Here is a 17,586-nt window from a genome sequence, read left to right on the forward strand (position 1 = left end):
TCAAATATGGCGGCAGTAACTGCACGGCCAGGTTTACGTTGAAACGTAAACCTGCCAGCTGTAGGCCCAGCTGCTCGTCGACGGATGTAGCGGAATGCGCAATATCAAAATTCACGCAGTTATCGTCACCTATCAACCAGATTTAGAATTACTGGCACTGTCAATTTCCCAAATTTACAAACAAGTCAGCGCCGTCACACTGGTTGATAATCATTCCGACAACTCCGCTAACATCCTCACACTCATTCAGAAGCTTCCCAATTGCAACCTGATTCAGCTCTCAGAAAATTTAGGCGTCGGGGCAGCCCAAAATACCGGGCTTGAATATGCACTTGCCCGCGGAGCACAACAACTCCTAATACTCGACCAAGACAGCGTGATGGCGGAGAACGCCGTCAATCTTCTCTCCAGGGCGCTTCTCCGCCTGGAAAGCAGCGAAGCCGCTGCTGCGGTTGGGCCACAATACGATCTTGACGGCAAAGCGGTGATGTCGCCTTTTGTCCGATGTCACTGGTTCTATCTGGGCAGAGTTCCCAAAAGGGAATTGACTGAACACCCTTTCGTCGAAGTAGATTTTTTAATCTCGTCAGGATCCCTCTTGAGCGCAAAAGCGTTGCGGGCAATTGGTCAAATGGATGAAGCGCTATTCATTGATCATGTCGATACCGAGTGGTGTCTGCGTGCCCGAGCGAACAATTTTCGTCTATTCGGTATTCGTGACGCGTTTATGCGGCATTCGCTTGGTGAGCAAACTTACCGAGTATGGCTTGGACGCTGGCGCCTTCTGCCGAAACACAAGCCATTTCGCTACTATTTCACTTTTCGCAACAGCCTTCTCTTAGCTCGCAAACCGCATGTACCACTGAAGTGGTTTAGTGCTGACTGCACGAGACTCATGAGCTTGGCTATTTTTTGCCTTCTTTCACCAGAGCAAAAATTTGCGTCAATAAGGATGGCCTGGAGAGGACTCAAAGATGGCTACCAAGGCAGGTGTCCGCCGAGGAATGCTCCAGAAAGCTGACAACACGGAATCGTGTTTAGCATATTCAAAATACATTTTGGCATATGCACTGAAAATATAATGCGAGTAATTAGCGTCACAAAAGCCAAAACTACTGCTCAACTAAAAATACAGCCGATGCAGCAAATGATGACAATCTGGCGCATTTCCATCAAAACGTATTTTCAACCTGCCAGATTTTCGCAAACCTAAAACTCTTCGCCTAAAATTGCTTTGCATCAAAAAGTCTAGAAAGTGCCGGAGTACATCGTCCAGTATCTGGCAGTGAATAGGATCCACATAACAAGCCAGCTTCGTTACAACACAATACGGTGAAGCAACAGTGACGAGCGCTTATCGCGACAATAATCAGCCGCAAACAGCGCCATGGCAGTTATAACGTTACGCGAGCCCTAGATGATCAAGACCTTCAGTACCGCTTGGGCAGATATGCGCTCCGCACTCAAATTGAAAAACGTGTGGATAGCACTTGCCAGTGAAGACATCTCCGACCAACACAAACGCACCTCTCTTGGCCCTCTCTGGTTGCTGATCAACTATCTTGCATTCACATTCACTTTTGTCGTGATTTTCCAGCGTGGTCAGGGAATTGAAAATTTTCCCGCCTACGTATCACTCGGCCTGCTCGCGTGGTTCTTCATTAACGAAATCATCTCTCTGAGCGTAACGCTATTCGCAAGAGAAGAAGGCTTCCTAAAGGGTACCGTACTCCCCATCTCTACTTATGTACTAAGACTACTAATGCAATCCATTATTCGAATGGGGTTCACGATCATAGGCTGTGTTGCAATTCTTTCCTTAAACCACACCCCCCTTTCTTTAGGATGGATATATTCTCTATCTGGCCTAGCATTACTTATTCTCATTGCACCTGCCGCGATAATCAACCTGGCCTTTATAGGTGCATTTTTCCCCGACTCAAAATTCATCATAAGCAACATCATGCGTGTAGGTATGTTTGCAACTCCAATCTTCTGGCATCCAGCTAATAGTGGAGGACTGCGCCAGAAGATTTACGAACTTAACCCATTCACATACATGTTAGAAATCGTTCGCCAACCAATTTTGACCGATCAATTTCAGACTTATGCATTTCTACTTTGCGCATCAATAGGCCTCGTCCTGTGGATAATTGCGTTCATAGTATTAGGAAGTTTACGTAAAAAGGTAATTTTTGTTCTCTGATGATTTCAATTAAAGCCGAAAATATAGGCTTAAACTATAACATCCGCCAAAAAATCAGCCTTTCACCAAAGGCTGTCAAACTCCATGCTACTGGAGGAAAAATAACAGTTAACGGAAGAAAAAAAACGATCAAAGCCCTCGATAATGTGAGCTTTGAACTTTCCGCAGGTGACAGGCTGGGATTGATCGGAAGTAATGGTGCGGGGAAGTCCACGCTACTTAAAGTTCTATATGGAATTTACGAACCGAGCGAAGGGAATCTTCAGGTCTCCGGAAAAATCGATGCTCTTTTTAATATCAATCTTGGGTTCAGAAAGGAAGCAACTGGCCGAAGGAATATATTTTTACGTGGCCTCATCAGAGGCTGGCAGCCCAAAGAAGTCGAATCTCGCATGGATGAAATTATCGAGTTCAGTGAGCTTGGACACTATATTGACCTGCCATTGAAATCATATAGCGCAGGTATGGCAGCCAGACTTGCATTTTCCATCGCCACCAACTTGGAACCGGAAATACTGCTCATGGATGAATGGATTGGGGCTGGAGATCCCTCATTCCAGGAAAAGGCAAAAACCAGGATGGAATTACTCGCAGAAAAAGCGGGGATCATGGTTATCGCCTCACACAATCACAAACTATTAAAAAATGTTTGCAATAAGATAATTCACCTACAAGAAGGAAAAATAATTCAGTCCGGAGCACCAGATGACCTATTGGAATAGCCTGCCTCCTGAAATTAAATTTGCGGAGATTCATTCGTGACAATACAGATCATCAAACGTGGACTCCAATATTATCGACTATATGGCTGGCGAAAATTCAGCTGGGCGATCCACTTCAAGTTCCGCCAGGGTGTAAAGCGAATCATAAGAGTGTTATATATACTTCGCGACAATATGCGCTCATCACATCATTATTTGGAATATCAGTTTTTCCCTGCTTTAGATCGGGTGAATAAGCCACAGCGCCCCGCCAGCGATATATTTCGAGTACCATTCGTTGCCATTATCGCTGACCTATCTCTCCCTCAATGTAGAAAATATCGTGTGGTTCAGAAGATGGAGGCTCTGGAACATCTGAACATTCAAGCGAAATTTTCCCACTGGGAAGACATTCCACGATCAATGAACATTCTTCAAATGGCAACTTTTGTCATTTTCTATCGTTTAGAGGACAGTGCGCTTCTTGACTCCTACATTAGTGAGTGTACAAGGTTGCAAATTCCAACAGCTTATGACATAGATGACCCAATCTTTTCAAGGGAAATATATAGTGAAAATAAAAATTTAGATTATTTAAATCCACAGGAAAAAAATCATTTATTAGAATCTACTCAAAGGTACCTACAGGCACTTCAAAAGTTTGACATTACCATCGTCAGCACTCCAAGAATGGCTTTGGAGGTAAACAAAATATCGGGTAAACCAGCACTTCTATGGAGAAATGCGGTCGATCATGAAACTGCTGCTTCCGTAAAACAGCTACAACCAGGTCTGGAAAAAAAATATCGAACATCTGAAAAGGACATCATTATCGCCTATGCGTCAGGCTCTCGCGCACACGAAGCTGATTTCAGAGTAATACAGAACATTCTTGCAAACATTCTACAAAATTTTCCGAATGTTAAATTATTGATAATCGGTCACTTGGACCTCCCTGATTCGCTAGTAAGATTTAAAAGCCGGATATTTGAAACGGGATTTTCTGATTACTCCCGATATATCAGCACATTGGCAAATGCAGACATAAATATCGTACCTCTAGTTATGGATTCATTTAACGATTGCAAAAGCGGAATTAGATATATGGAGGCTGCCTTACTAAACGTGCCAACTGTCGCGGCAGCCATAGGCGATTTTTGCAATATTATTCGCAATGGCGAAAATGGATTTTTAGCCAAAGATAGCGATGATTGGCAACAGTACCTGAGCACTCTGATCCGCAGCTCTGACCTTCGCAAGAAAATCGGTCTGAAAGCATCTCAAGACGTAAGCGGAACATTGGGAATTCATGAGATCACAAATTCCCTTCCTGCAACCATCAAGGAAATGGTACATGGACGCTACCGTTAGTAAAAATCGCGTTTTGGTTGGAAACGTCTTTTTTTCACCGACGTCTTTTGGCGGCGCAACTGTAATTGCCGAGAATATGGCAATCGAGCTTAAGAACAATTATGGATGGGATGTCATCGTTGTAACAACAATCGACGATCCTGCGCTACCAACCTATTGTGTACGACGCTACTCAACTTATGGAATAGATATTATTGGGATAAAAGTTCCTGAATTCCATTTTGATAAGGTGGGAAGTTGGCACAACGAACAATTTAACCGTGTATTCGGGCATGTACTAGATTTAGTCAAACCGGATATCGCCCATATCCACTGTATTCAGAATATGGGAGCAACTTGCCTGCAAGAAATCAAATCTCGACGTATTCCATTAGTAACAACCGTACATGATTGCTGGTGGATCTGCGAACGTCAGTTCATGATCAACAGCATGGGGCACTATTGTCACCAGGAAAAAATTGACTTAAATATATGCAGGCATTGCGTTGCTGATATTACCATGACTCGCCGAAGATTTAGAACATTGACAAATGTGTTACAAGAGTCTGATCTGTTGCTGTTCCCGAGTAAATTTCATCGAGATCTACATGTCGCCAACGGTATTCCTTCCGATAAATGTATTGTCAATAAAAATGGCGTGAAACCACCTTCTCCAGACTTTTTCAAAAAAAGAAAAGTAGAGGGTGAATTTATTCGATTTGGCTTTGTGGGTGGCCCGGGACCGATCAAGGGATCAATATTGATCAATAAAGCCTTGAATGAAATTGAGCTGACTAACTATGAACTTAAAGTTGTAGATGCAGGGCAGACAAGAAGTGAGACCTGGGCTAACGATCCAACCTGGGACGTACCCGGAAAAGTCAGTTTTATCCCTCCATATACACAGGAAAATATGGATGACTTTTTTAGCGAAATTGATGTGCTTCTTTTCCCCTCCCAATGGAAAGAAAGCTTTGGACTCACTGTACGAGAAGCTATGATTCGAGGCGTTTGGACAATTGTAACTGACGCAGGCGGACTCACGGAAGATTGTATAGATGGCCAAAACTCAACAGTAATCCCTCTCTCTCAAGATCACAGTTATTTACGCGAAGCAATTGAAAATATTCTAGAGAACGGTCTAAATGAAGTGAAAGAAGTTAGCCATATTTCTGTTATTTCAGACCAGGCCAAACAGCTAAATAGCATTCTTTCCAAAGCCTTTACAAATCAAGTAGAGAGTGTGAATTACATTGAGGATCTGGAATGCCTATAGACAAAATTTTCCTTTCTGTGGGAGCGATGAAGGCGGGAACAACCTTTTTATATAACGTATTTAGGGAGCATCCTGATCTACATTTTACACCAGAAAAAGAGCTACATTATTTTGCCCATATATACGGCCTTGATCGAAAACTACAAGTATCCAGCCCTTCCTCTCTAAAAAGCTGGCTATCAAGAAACGTCCCTAAAAAACGATTGATCCTGTCTCAAGAATTCCGAAGACATCGATTATCCATGGTAATGCACAATAAATATTCAAAAATTGAAGATCCGGATAAACTCCGCCACATAGTAAACTGGTATGCTGATCGATACTTAAAATCACCGGTTGATCAAGACTGGTTTGAAAGTGTATTCCATGAGGCTGGTGACAGATACGCTTGTGACTTCAGTAATTATCACGCACTACTTCCATCCAGTGGATGGCGAGATATAAAAAAAAATGTAAAGAAAATTCGAGTTATCTATATTTTACGTGAGCCTGTTTCGCGTTTATGGTCACATATAAAATTTCATCTTATACAAACTGGAAATCATGAATCTCTGAAAAATCTTAGCGAACACACAATTGACAAGATACTCAGAGAGACAAGCAGTATCGCCGCACATGGAAAATACGGAAACATCATCAAACACTTAAAGAAAAATCTTGACCAGGATCAACTCAGAATAATCCCTTTCGAAGACCTAATTAATAATTTCGAGAAAACAGTAAAAGATATTGAAGGATTTCTGGAAATTTCCCCCTTTGATTATAAGCATGTAAATATCAAAAAAAAATCAAACCCTTCAGTTGACATACAATTAACCGAAGAATTAAAAACAAAACTCAAAAATATTGTTAATCCAGAGCTGGACCAACTAAAAAATCTTAATATAAACGTTCCTTCCAGTTACTTTTTTAATTAACAGTTAACCTATATGGATTAACCACTTTTAAAAATGACAAAATTTATATTTTCGACATGAAAATACTCGAGAAACACAAAGAAATTTTAAATCTCCCGATCATCCCAAAGTTGAAACCGAAATCAAAGTATTTCTTTACCCATGCAATCTGTTCAGCGTAAGTCATCATCCATGAAATTACTCTTACACATAGGCACCGAAAAAACAGCGACAACGACGATCCAGGGAGCCCTTTTCGAAAACAGAGAATTATTACGAGATAATGGTTTCCACTTTCTGCAATGCGCAGGATCACGAAATAACATTAAAATTCCTTACTACTGCGTAAACGATGACAAATATGATGACTACTTAAGAAATCAGGGAATCTTAAATATAAATGACAAAGAAAAATTCAAAATTAGATTTAAAAAAAAATTAAACCATGAGATAGAGAGAATTCCCAGAAATATTAGTACGGTAATAATTTCAAGCGAACACTTCCACTCCAGAACCAATACCGCAGAGGAAATACAAAAAGTACGAAATTTACTCTCCGAATATTTTTCAGAAATTAGAATTATTTGCTACCTTAGAGAGCAATCTTCCACTTGTGAATCTCTATTTTCGACCGCAATAAAGTGTGGCGAGACTAAAAGTCTTCAAGAAATAATTGAAGATTGCACTCCAGCCAACATCTACTACAACTACTACAATATGCTTTCCAATTGGTCCAATGCATTTGGCTTAGATAACCTCTCTGTCAGGATCTTTGATAGAAGCTCACTAATCAATGAAAATATCGTTGACGATTTTTTTCATCAAATTGATTTCGAAAGGAGAGCCAATCTAGTCATCAATAAAAATCTCAACGAATCCATAACACCTTTTGGCCAGTCCTTGGGAAGAGCCATCAATATCGCCTTCCCAAAGTACCATAACAATGGATTAGTTAATTCAACTCGAAGAAAATTAATGGGCATAGTTTCAAGAGAGTGCAAAGGGAAAGGAGAGAAAATATCAAATGAAAATTACGAAAAAATATACGATTCTTTTTCTGAATCCAACAAAGCCCTAAATGAGAAATTTTTCGGCCGTTCAGGGAACTGCTTTGAACACAGGCCAATAAAAATCCAGGATCAACATACAGATAACCAGCTGAATGATGACAATTTGAAAACATTAGTTAGCGTATTTTCTGTGTTATCCGGTCAAAATTTCGGATTACTTGGGGAATATGCCGATTTATTTCGAGATACTGCACTGGAAGTTCAATACATAGATATAGAAAAGGCCTACAAACTGATGGAGCTTGCGCAAACAATAAGGCCAAATGGGCCACTAATAAATAAGAAACTGACCGAATACAAAATCAAGATAAAAAAATAAAATTAGGACATAGAGAACTTCAGAATGAATGTATTTATCTATATCTAATCAAGTTCAGAATACAAATTCTCTGATCGCTGGGACCTCCCCAGACCCAATTTCGAAAATTTTTCTATCATAGATTTTCTCCTTAAACGATCAAACCCAGGATCTGGCAACTCTGCCTCTGATAGCAAAGATTTTGTCTGATCGATAAGAATTCTCATATCATATATCCCAGAGAAATTTTCACTTACAAACTTCTCATGAATATACCAGTCATCGACACCAGAAATCTCCGGTAGCACACGAACAAAACCCCATTGCGTCAAGAGTTTCAGAATCTCACTACGTCTATGCCCCCATTCAACACATAGACTTTTACAGGACTTGACGATATCAGGAAAGCTTCGAAGTATTTCCCATTCGCTACCTTCTGTATCTATAGAAAAAAATGTTATCGAAGATACCGCCCCCGCTCTGTCCAATAGGTCATTAAGAGGAATAACAGGAACTTCGAGTTTTCTCGTTGGCCCCTCAATTTCTTCATTCCCAATGGTAGCTCTAGCTCTTTTACCAACAGGAACTTGAAGGGTTGCGAAACCCCTAAAATTAGAAACAGCGACGGGCTCAAAGTGAGCGCAACGATTGTCAAAAATTAATTCTTTGAATGCTGGATTTGGCTCCGCTATAACCCCCCGCCAACCTAACTTCTCTAATAAGAAGGTATTACTTCTGTTGTACGGATGCATGGCTCCAAAATCAACAAAGTATGGGGATTCAACGGTTAATCCCATAACTGCTGCAAAAATATCCTGAAACCGTTCGCCGTACGAAAACTCTCCTAGAGTTTCGAATCCATAACTTAAAAAATCTGACAAATAGCTAAAATTTTTTTCGCTGATCACCATTGAATCTCCTGAAATTTCGACATTACTCAAGTTGAGAATTGCTAAAATATTTCCACTATAAAATCGAGGAAACAGAAGAAACATTAACCCGCAAACTTTCGAGAAGCATGGACTGCATCTTCAATCTTGCTTCGAAATACCACTTGGCGTCAATGTTCAAAACTTGCCTAATTTGTTCAAATGCATTTTCTCCAGAAATGGCGCAGGGTAAATCGTAAGTTCTCATAAAAAGATCGGTACACATGACTGGCTTGGAAAATGCAATTGCAGCCGGGACTGACGATGTTATTTTTTTATTTATATATTTGTTTAATGCTAGTGGCATTACTAATTGGCAGGAATAAAGTGCCGAGAAATAGTCTTCATAGCTGGTAAAACCAGATTTTAACAATGGAAGAAAAGAAAACTTGTCGGATAACTTCAAACGCTTAACATCAGAAATCAATTGATTTCGATCCCCCCCTCCACCGCATACAATAAAGTTTAAAGGCTCACTCTTAAATTCCATAGCCGCCTCTAACAAAGACGCGTAATCTCTATTGCTGAAGTTCACCGAGCCTAAGATTGCAATCCTTACAAAATCCCCCCCAAAAGAATTGAAAGTTTTTATATCATCCGTCAACACATGAGGAAATAAAGTTAAAACCCTACCTTCAGAAAAATATTTATGTGCGCGAACACGCAAAGAGTCAGACAGGGTTAATATATGAGATGGGCCTAACCTCAATCTTTTCAATAAATTTTCGTCCGCCTCTAAAAACTGCAGGTTGTGGACTACTCCGCTATAATCGACCCCCAACTCATCTGCGATATCTAAAGATTGATGATTTTGTAATGTGCTAAATATGACATGTTCAGGTTCAATACTCTTAACGGACCGGATAGAATCCGCCAAACCTCGTCTAGAGCTATGATCTTTCCAGTGAATATATACGCCTTCAACATTCGACAAAAATGAAAAAATATCACCCCTTAACACGGGAATTTTGTCATTTATGAAAACATGACACTCCATCCCCAAAGATATTACAGCATGAGCAATCGAGGGGACAATTTCTTCGTGGCGTGGTCCATATTGAAAAATTGCTATGCGATTATTCTTCATCATAAAACCTAGATAATACTATTGGTTACAGTATAACTATTTAAACCAACCCTTAATTAATCACCTTCATGCAATAACCGCCTTGTATGTTCCAGGCTGACTAAAGCTCAGTAACTCATCAATATCAAGGCGGGCATTAACGTCAATAAATTTTGAAATTTGTCTAGCTAGAGCTTCAGGATTTAATATGGCTTTCTCATATGAGACAAGTAGACATGGCCCATTCAACTTGTCTAAAACATCAATATTTTTCCGCTGAATAGTGTGGGCATGATTTAATGCCTCTATCACCGAACTGCCTCGCCCTATCAATCTCGTCGCATTTGCCAGCACATCTCTCCAAACGATAATGTAGTGCGGACGGACTAAATATTCCTGAATATCTTCCAAGTAAGACCTGGCCCTAGGAAATTTCCATCCCCATAGTTTTTTACATCGATTCCTGGTAAAAATTGACTGCAACATTTCTTCAATGCTTTTTCCATTGAAGGCGGGATCTTCTAAATTGACAGGCAGGTCTTCACCAAGATCCACGCCCAACCGTTGCACCACTCCGGCTACCATTGTAGTTCCTCCTCTGGGAACACCAAAAATTACGACCGTTTTTGGAAGCCCTGATGAGGATTCAGATACGCTTACGCCCTTTGGGATATACACTAATGCAGGATTACGTATATTTATTTCACTCATTCCATAGCCTTTCAATTGATTCATCCATGTAATCAACGCCACATATGTCACTTAACCCATCGATATTTTCCAGCCACTTTAATAAAGTGCTGTTTTATTCTCGATACAAGCTTAGCAAGAGTACGTGATCTGGCCTGCTCCAACTCTGCCCCATATTTTTCATTTTCTTTGGAAAGGAGTATTATTCGCTCTTTACATGTGGCTAATTCACGTTCTTTTTCAAATATTTGTTCTTGTATTTTTTTAAGGTCTAACTCACAAGAAACTAGGTTTTCTTTATATCGATCAACTGTCCGCGCCTGCTCATGCACTTGTGTACTATATTTTCGCTCCCTCTCCTGAAGCTCAAAAAAGAACACATCCCCTAACGTCTCGCAGACTTTATCAAAATCTGCACGAATGTTTTTTAAAGTGACCCTGAATTTTGGACTTTCACCAGATCTCGTTTCGGTCAATTGGACATAGATAACTTTTGCCCAACTTAGCAATATTGGAAGCGCATCAATTTTTTCAATCGAGACCATATGATGCCGAAGTGAAGGGGAAAGAAATTTGGATATTTCCGAACGTGTCATATGATCCACATTTGTCCCCTCAAGTTCCAAATGGTAACGGACGTCATCAATAATAGAATCTGTATCAGATATTAGTTCATCATATGACACAAATACCCTTTTCTTTCCGGCGCTGAATCGTTCAGCATCAAGCAAATGTCTCAACCAAAGAGCCACAGAAAAATGATCTGTCATTCCATCTCTTTTTTTGAGTGATTCAACAACCGCCAAAGGATCCCGGTATGGAATTACGATTCTCGGCTCAATTCCCATCGATGACAATACATCGATGTATATATCCGCAAGGCGACATATCCTTGGGTCTTTAATTAGAATAAGATCAGATGAACCAAATTCTTCACGTATAATTTTCTCTAGCTTAATCTTGTAACTATCCAGCTGCCCTCGCGGTAAACTATCAAAATTGATGGGGCGCCAGTCATCCCAGCGACTACCACATACTTTAAGCAGTTCATTATTAAACTCGATAAGCTTTTCGGCTTCCCAATGTCCTGTCTCATTTCCAGAAGCGACGCCAAACACGTGGCGCGGTAAATCAGCGCCAATTAAATTGAGGCATCGAGTCCACGCACTTGTTCCTGAACGGTGCATTCCCAATACAATAATGGCAGTGCGCTCGTGGGAGCGATCGCCAGTACTAGATGGACCCACGCCCGGTTTAACTTCTTTCGGTCTGTCCAATGTTCACACCAATTCTTTCTAGTGAATGTCAAGATTTTCACTACAAATATTGAACGATAAATTACTTATAGCTCTTTTATTACACATGCAAACAGTAGTGCGGCCTGATCTAACAATGTCTGCCGGTGTACACCCGATCGAACGAATGAGGTCATCCGCCGCCACAAGCTAGCCGTTCTGCAGTTTGTGACATATTCGAGAGTTTGCTTTGCATCGTTCGTTAACAAATCGAGACACTCGTTAAGACTTTCAAGGTTCCGTCGATTCCATTCACGATACCCCCCCTGAATTAATCGCCTCAATCGATTCACACGAGCACGTGTAGAGCTATTTTCCCCGACCAGATTGTTCGAATGCTGCCGATATCCAATTTTGGCGTCGGGTGAATATCGTACGCTCCCACCTACCCCGGTGATGAGGAGATAACACCACCAATCATGACTGACAAATGTAGTTCGGGCCGAGGCCTTAGCGACGATATCCCGCGCCGCGCGATTCATTACCATGGTATTGGCACCAGCAATACTCTGGACTATGGCATTTTTGAAACTGGGTTCTTTAACGAAGAGAGTGGAGAAACCGGTAAGTTCTCCATTTTGTGAAATGAGCCTGGTTCTAGAGCAGTACAAGGCCGGTAAGTCGACTGGTTGCGTTGACAGCCACTCCGTAGCAACAGCAAGCTTATCTGCATCCCAGACATCGTCCTGGTCGCAGAACGCATAGTAATCTGCGCGTATCCTGGGATCAGTAATCAGGGATCTAAAGTTTTCTAAAAATCCTAATCTGGGTCCCGCAAGAACCTTAACCTGACCTTTTTTCCATTCCGCAGCAGTTTGATCAAGTATCCCCAGGGTTCCATCCTGTGAGCCATCGTCGGATATCCAAAGATCAATATTTGGCAGGGTTTGGCTGGCGAGCGAAGCGATCTGCTCTTCCAGAAAGAGCTCACCATTAAAAGTCGCCATCAGGATAGCGACCTTCTTGGATATGTCCTTGGATGCGTCTGTTACAGGTCCGTCCGTACGCAATTTTATTACCGGCTCTAGCTTGTAAACACAGGTTCCTATCAAGCTAGTTTAGTCGCTTAATACCAAACTACTAATTATTAGCAAGCTACAAAAAAGACAGCTGACGCGTTAGGTAAAAATGGGATGATTAGCCCGCCCATCCCAATTTGGAACGACAGGTTTCGTAGAAATTGTGGTCTAGAGGATGAATCAGAGTCAGGCGGTGGGGCTTCTTGTGTATTCGTACGACGTCGCCGGGTTGGGTAATCAGCTGGTCATGCCCATCACAGGTAACATGTGGATTCGCCACATTGTGCCGCCCAATTACGATCTTGAACTCACTACTGCCCTCTACCACGATAGGGCGACTACTCAAAATATGCGGATTCAAGGGTACCACTACGATGGCGTCCAGTTTTGGGTGCATTATTGGGCCGCCCCCCGAAAGGGCATAAGCCGTCGAGCCGGTAGGTGTAGAGATGATTAAACCGTCAGCGCGCAGTGTGTATACAAACTGACCGTCGATAAACAGGTCAAATTCGATCATGCGAATAAATTCGCCCGGATGAATCACCACATCGTTCAGTGCGGAGCCTTTTCCGGTAGGCTTGCCATCTCGCGTTACCGACATATCAAGCAGAAACCGGCTTTCTGCCATGTATTTGCCCGCAAGTACGTCGCCCACTTTCTGCTCGATTTCATCCGGTGTGATATCAGTGAGAAATCCTAACCGACCCCGGTTGATCCCCAAAAGTGGAACGCTGAATTTTGCAAGGGTGCGCGCAGCAGCCAATAAGCTACCGTCTCCACCCACGACGATCACCAGGTCACACAACTCGCCAAGCTTGTCTTTGGAGCAAACCCTGGCACCGTGACCAGCCAGATCGTTGGCACTGTTTTCCTCGAGAATGACGGTATAGCCTTCCCGTTCGAGAAAAACCATCAGGCGTTTGAGTGAAATTACTGCACTTTCACTTTCGGTGCGGCCAATAAGGCCTATGTTCTGAAATTCCGACACTGATCCCCCATCTGGAGTGCTGGTCTGGGCACGCCCTTGCCCTTGTAACCCGGTTTGTACCGGGCCTGCCCCCAAAGAGTTGTTTATCCGACTTCAAGCCAACTATAAAAATAAAATCAGCGACATATGTAATTATCAAATTCATCTGGAGCTGATTCAGCTAATGCCCATCAACCGGGCTTTCTGAGATTGACTATGATGGAATCAGGTCAACCCACCATTGGCGGTTACTAAGGTACCAATTGACAGTTTTCTCAATACCGCTCTCAAAGGATTCCTGAGGTTGGTAACCGAGCTCCGCTCTACTTTTCCGGGCGTCAATCGCGTAGCGGCGGTCGTGTCCAGGGCGATCGGTAACGTATTGTATTAGCTCGCGACATCTGCCTTCAGTTGCCGAGTGTGCTTCAGGAAACGCACTCGCCAATTCGGGACTATTCGCAAAAGCCCTGCCCATCAAGTCGCAAACGAGCTTTACGATATCTATGTTGTACCATTCATTGTGCCCACCGATGTTGTAATTTTCACCAACCTTTCCATCTTTCAACACCAGTTCAATACCTCGAGCATGGTCTTCAACGTACAACCAGTCCCTTACCTGCTTACCATCTCCATACACAGGTAGAGGCTTGTCGTGCAAAATATTTGTGATAATGAGCGGAATCAATTTCTCAGGAAAATGGTATGGACCATAGTTATTTGAGCAATTGGAGGTAGTTACCTCCAGACCATAAGTGTGGTGGTAGGCACGGACCAGATGATCCGATGCTGCCTTGCTCGCTGAATAGGGAGAGTTCGGTGCGTAGGCCGTAGTTTCCGCGAAAGGAGGGTCATTTGGCTCCAGAGTCCCGTAAACCTCATCGGTACTTACATGATGAAATCGGTGCGTAACGGGGGCAAGGCCATCGGCTTTCGGAATGTCGATCCAGATTTTTTTTGCTGCCTTCAGCAAACTATGGGTACCGATAATATTGGTCTCGATAAATGCATCGGGACCAGAGATTGATCGATCGACATGGGACTCTGCGGCGAAGTGAACAATAGTATTCAACGCATGCTTGACCAGAAGATCTTCAACCAATTCAGTATTGCAAATGTTCCCGTGAACGAATTCAAAATTCGGACAATCCATAACCGGATCAAGATTCGCGCGGTTGCCAGCATAGGTCAGAGCGTCCAGCACCACTACGGTATCGCTGGGATATTGTTTTAGCCAATAATGGACGAAATTAGCACCTATAAACCCTGCACCACCTGTAACCAATAACCTGGAAGCGACTTTTGCTTGGTCCATTAATATCTAATCCTGTTTACTATTTTCGAACTTATGCGTTCCGGGATAATACAGTGATAAACTTTCAAATATCCGGCGGTTAGGATTTGAGCTCATCCAGCATGCTGGCCAACTGCTCCCGCCAGTGTTTGGTATATATCTGGAACGAGGCCTCGAAATGGGATTTATCCAAAACACTAAATGCAGGACGCGTAGCAGGTGTTGGGTAATCGGTGTGAGGTATCGGACGAATCGCTATTTTTCTGTCTAGCAGCCCGCGCTCTATGGCAAGCTCTTGAATCGCCACCGCAAAATCATACCACGACGCAACGCCGGCATCAGTCCAATGGTGGATTTCCGTCCGAGTATTATCAGTATTCACAACACGCATTTCACCAGCACGCCAGATTGCTTTCGCCAAGCCATACCCCCAAGTAGGCGTGCCAACCTGATCATAGACGATAGATAACTCTTCTCTACTCGGGTCTGACATCAGCCGCAACATGGTTTTTACAAAGTTCTGCCCGTGGCTGGAATACACCCAGGATGTCCTGAGGATCAGGCTATTGTGCAAACTGCGTTCGATAATTTCTCGTTCACCGGCGAGCTTGCTCGCGCCGTAAATGCCGAGGGGGGCGGTTGCATCTCCTATTTTATAAGGTTGTGCTTTTTTTCCATCGAACACGAAGTCTGTGGACACATGGATAAAAGCCACATTGGGGCGAAGTTGCAACTGCTCGACAATATTTTTGACTACGCACTGGTTCAGGTCGAACGCCCGTTCACTTTCCGTTTCTGCTTTGTCAACGGCGGTATAAGCCGCAGCGTTAATCACCAAATCTGGTTCCAAACTGCCAAAAGCATCCGCGATCTGGGCAGGATCAAGCAGGTCAATTTCCGCGCTGCCGAGCGCCGTAACATCCCACCCGTCAGGCACCGTACGCAACAACTCCCAAGCGAGCTGTCCATTCTTGCCAAAAACAAGTGCTTGGTGATGGCTAGCGGACATACGGCAACCTCTCGGCATCATTCAATGCCTGTCCATGTCGGTCTTTCTCGGAAAGACGTGGCTCCCCGCCATCAGACAATGGCCAATCGATACCCACCTCAGGGTCATCCCAGCGCAGACTACGTTCACTTTCCGGATGATAATAATCTGTACATTTATAGACAAACTCAGCTGAGTCCGAGGTTACATAAAAGCCATGCGCAAAGCCTGCGGGAACCCAGAGCTGTCGTTGGTTTTCTGCTGAAAGAAATACACCAACCCACTCACCAAAGGTAGGTGAGTCCTCGCGGATATCGACAGCAACATCATAGACTTCGCCATGCACCACGCGCACAAGCTTGCCCTGGGTTTGTTCTGTTTGGTAATGCAATCCCCGCAATATTCCCCGGCCGGATTTGGAGTGATTGTCCTGAACAAAAGTAACATCTGCGACATTTTCACGGAACCAGGACTCGCGATAGGTTTCCATGAAAAAGCCCCGCTCGTCACCAAAGACACGGGGCTCAATAATTTTAACTGCGGGAATATGGGTATTTACTATCTCCACGATCAAAATACCTTATCTTCAGCGACCTGTATCAGGTATTGGCCGTAGCCGCTTTTCAGCAACGGTTGCGCCAGCGCCAATAATTGCTCCGCAGAGATGTACCCCATACGGTACGCAACCTCCTCCGGGCAAGCGATTTTCAGCCCCTGGCGAGCCTCAATCGTTTGCACAAAATGATTGGCCGCCAGCAGGTTATCGTGGGTTCCAGTGTCGAGCCAGGCGGCTCCTCGCCCCATAACTTCTACCGTCAGAGTTCCAGCTTCCAGATATGCCCGGTTCACATCTGTAATTTCAAGCTCACCACGAGTAGACGGCAGGATAGATTTGGCAATATCGAGCACCTGGTTGTCATAGAAGTACAATCCGGTCACCGCGTAATTGGATTTGGGCTGCGCTGGCTTTTCTTCGATGGACAACGCCTTGCCATCCACATCGAACTCCACGACACCATAGGCTTTCGGGTCATTCACGTGGTAACCAAACACAGTTGCGCCCTGCGCCCTGGCGGATGCCCTGCGTAGTAACGTCATAAAATCGTGGGCATAGAAGATGTTGTCGCCAAGAACCAACGCGCAATCATCGTTACCGATAAACGATTGGCCAATGATAAACGCCTGGGCCAAACCATCGGGGGAAGGCTGAATTTCATAGGAAAGGTTAATTCCCCACTCCTCACCGCTCCCCAGAAGATTCTGGAACGCCGGCAAGTCCTGAGGGGTCGAGATGATCAGAATATCCCGAATACCCGCCAACATCAGCGTTGTCAACGGGTAGTAGATCATAGGCTTATCGTAAATAGGGATCAGCTGTTTACTGACCGCCTTCGTGATGGGGTATAGCCGACTGCCAGTCCCACCGGCAAGAATGATTCCCTTACGCACTGAACATCTCCCTCTATTGGTCTTCTAGCTTGTAATACTACTTCCTGTATTGGAGGTAATTATGCCGCAGCTGCCCTATTACGTCGATTTTTTGT

Annotated in this window: 17 protein-coding genes; 7 read left to right on the forward strand and 10 right to left on the reverse strand. The window is 43.4% G+C overall.

What is annotated here, in order from left to right; translation table 11 throughout:
* Positions 1 to 94 precede the first annotated feature (94 nt).
* The 7 genes from PVT68_RS03045 (at position 95) to PVT68_RS03075 (ending at position 7,818) form a co-directional block, all read left to right on the forward strand.
* Entirely contained in the window at positions 95 to 1,021 is a 927-nt protein-coding gene (locus PVT68_RS03045; RefSeq protein ID WP_280321130.1) for a glycosyltransferase family 2 protein, read from the forward strand.
* A gap of 396 nt (positions 1,022 to 1,417) precedes the next feature.
* Positions 1,418 to 2,206, forward strand: a complete 789-nt coding sequence (locus tag PVT68_RS03050; RefSeq protein WP_280321131.1) for an ABC transporter permease — start codon at positions 1,418 to 1,420, stop codon at positions 2,204 to 2,206.
* Positions 2,206 to 2,928 carry an ABC transporter ATP-binding protein gene (locus PVT68_RS03055; RefSeq protein WP_280321132.1) on the forward strand — a complete coding sequence of 241 codons (723 nt, stop codon included), beginning with the start codon at positions 2,206 to 2,208 and terminating at the stop codon, positions 2,926 to 2,928. Before PVT68_RS03050 ends, PVT68_RS03055 begins: the two co-directional genes overlap by 1 nt.
* A gap of 36 nt (positions 2,929 to 2,964) precedes the next feature.
* A complete protein-coding gene (locus PVT68_RS03060) occupies positions 2,965 to 4,278 on the forward strand; it encodes a glycosyltransferase (protein WP_280321133.1) in 1,314 nt (437 codons plus the stop codon).
* Positions 4,262 to 5,533 carry a glycosyltransferase family 4 protein gene (locus tag PVT68_RS03065; RefSeq protein WP_280321134.1) on the forward strand — a complete coding sequence of 424 codons (1,272 nt, stop codon included), beginning with the start codon at positions 4,262 to 4,264 and terminating at the stop codon, positions 5,531 to 5,533. The genes PVT68_RS03060 and PVT68_RS03065 overlap by 17 nt, the downstream gene beginning before the upstream one ends.
* Positions 5,524 to 6,450, forward strand: a complete 927-nt coding sequence (locus PVT68_RS03070; protein WP_280321136.1) for a sulfotransferase — start codon at positions 5,524 to 5,526, stop codon at positions 6,448 to 6,450. Before PVT68_RS03065 ends, PVT68_RS03070 begins: the two co-directional genes overlap by 10 nt.
* Before the next feature lie 171 nt (positions 6,451 to 6,621).
* Positions 6,622 to 7,818, forward strand: coding sequence for a hypothetical protein (locus tag PVT68_RS03075; protein ID WP_280321137.1), 1,197 nt, complete (start codon positions 6,622 to 6,624; stop codon positions 7,816 to 7,818).
* A 44-nt stretch (positions 7,819 to 7,862) separates the two neighbouring features.
* Here the strand turns inward: PVT68_RS03075 and PVT68_RS03080 are convergent, their stop codons facing one another.
* From PVT68_RS03080 to rfbA, 10 genes are all read right to left on the reverse strand, one after another.
* Entirely contained in the window at positions 7,863 to 8,708 is an 846-nt protein-coding gene (locus tag PVT68_RS03080) for an FkbM family methyltransferase (RefSeq protein ID WP_280321138.1), read from the reverse strand.
* A 55-nt stretch (positions 8,709 to 8,763) separates the two neighbouring features.
* Positions 8,764 to 9,813 carry a glycosyltransferase family protein gene (locus PVT68_RS03085; RefSeq protein ID WP_280321139.1) on the reverse strand — a complete coding sequence of 350 codons (1,050 nt, stop codon included), beginning with the start codon at positions 9,811 to 9,813 and terminating at the stop codon, positions 8,764 to 8,766.
* 66 nt (positions 9,814 to 9,879) lie between these two features.
* A complete protein-coding gene (locus PVT68_RS03090) occupies positions 9,880 to 10,545 on the reverse strand; it encodes a hypothetical protein (RefSeq protein WP_280321140.1) in 666 nt (221 codons plus the stop codon).
* Positions 10,546 to 10,550: 5 nt separating this feature from the next.
* Entirely contained in the window at positions 10,551 to 11,759 is a 1,209-nt protein-coding gene (locus PVT68_RS03095; protein WP_280321141.1) for a sulfotransferase family protein, read from the reverse strand.
* Between the two features lie 65 nt (positions 11,760 to 11,824).
* Positions 11,825 to 12,724, reverse strand: coding sequence for a glycosyltransferase family 2 protein (locus PVT68_RS03100; protein WP_280321142.1), 900 nt, complete (start codon positions 12,722 to 12,724; stop codon positions 11,825 to 11,827).
* 190 nt (positions 12,725 to 12,914) lie between these two features.
* Entirely contained in the window at positions 12,915 to 13,784 is an 870-nt protein-coding gene (locus PVT68_RS03105) for an NAD(+) kinase (RefSeq protein ID WP_280321143.1), read from the reverse strand.
* 193 nt (positions 13,785 to 13,977) lie between these two features.
* Positions 13,978 to 15,075, reverse strand: coding sequence for a dTDP-glucose 4,6-dehydratase (gene rfbB, locus PVT68_RS03110; protein WP_280321144.1), 1,098 nt, complete (start codon positions 15,073 to 15,075; stop codon positions 13,978 to 13,980).
* Positions 15,076 to 15,154: 79 nt separating this feature from the next.
* Positions 15,155 to 16,063, reverse strand: coding sequence for a dTDP-4-dehydrorhamnose reductase (rfbD, locus tag PVT68_RS03115; protein ID WP_280321145.1), 909 nt, complete (start codon positions 16,061 to 16,063; stop codon positions 15,155 to 15,157).
* Positions 16,053 to 16,610 carry a dTDP-4-dehydrorhamnose 3,5-epimerase gene (rfbC, locus tag PVT68_RS03120; RefSeq protein ID WP_280321147.1) on the reverse strand — a complete coding sequence of 186 codons (558 nt, stop codon included), beginning with the start codon at positions 16,608 to 16,610 and terminating at the stop codon, positions 16,053 to 16,055. Before rfbC ends, rfbD begins: the two co-directional genes overlap by 11 nt.
* A gap of 2 nt (positions 16,611 to 16,612) precedes the next feature.
* Entirely contained in the window at positions 16,613 to 17,491 is an 879-nt protein-coding gene (gene rfbA, locus PVT68_RS03125; RefSeq protein ID WP_280321149.1) for a glucose-1-phosphate thymidylyltransferase RfbA, read from the reverse strand.
* Positions 17,492 to 17,586 lie beyond the last annotated feature (95 nt).

Origin of the sequence: Microbulbifer bruguierae (assembly GCF_029869925.1) — a bacterium.
In the GTDB taxonomy this organism is placed as follows: Bacteria; Pseudomonadota; Gammaproteobacteria; order Pseudomonadales; family Cellvibrionaceae; genus Microbulbifer; species Microbulbifer bruguierae.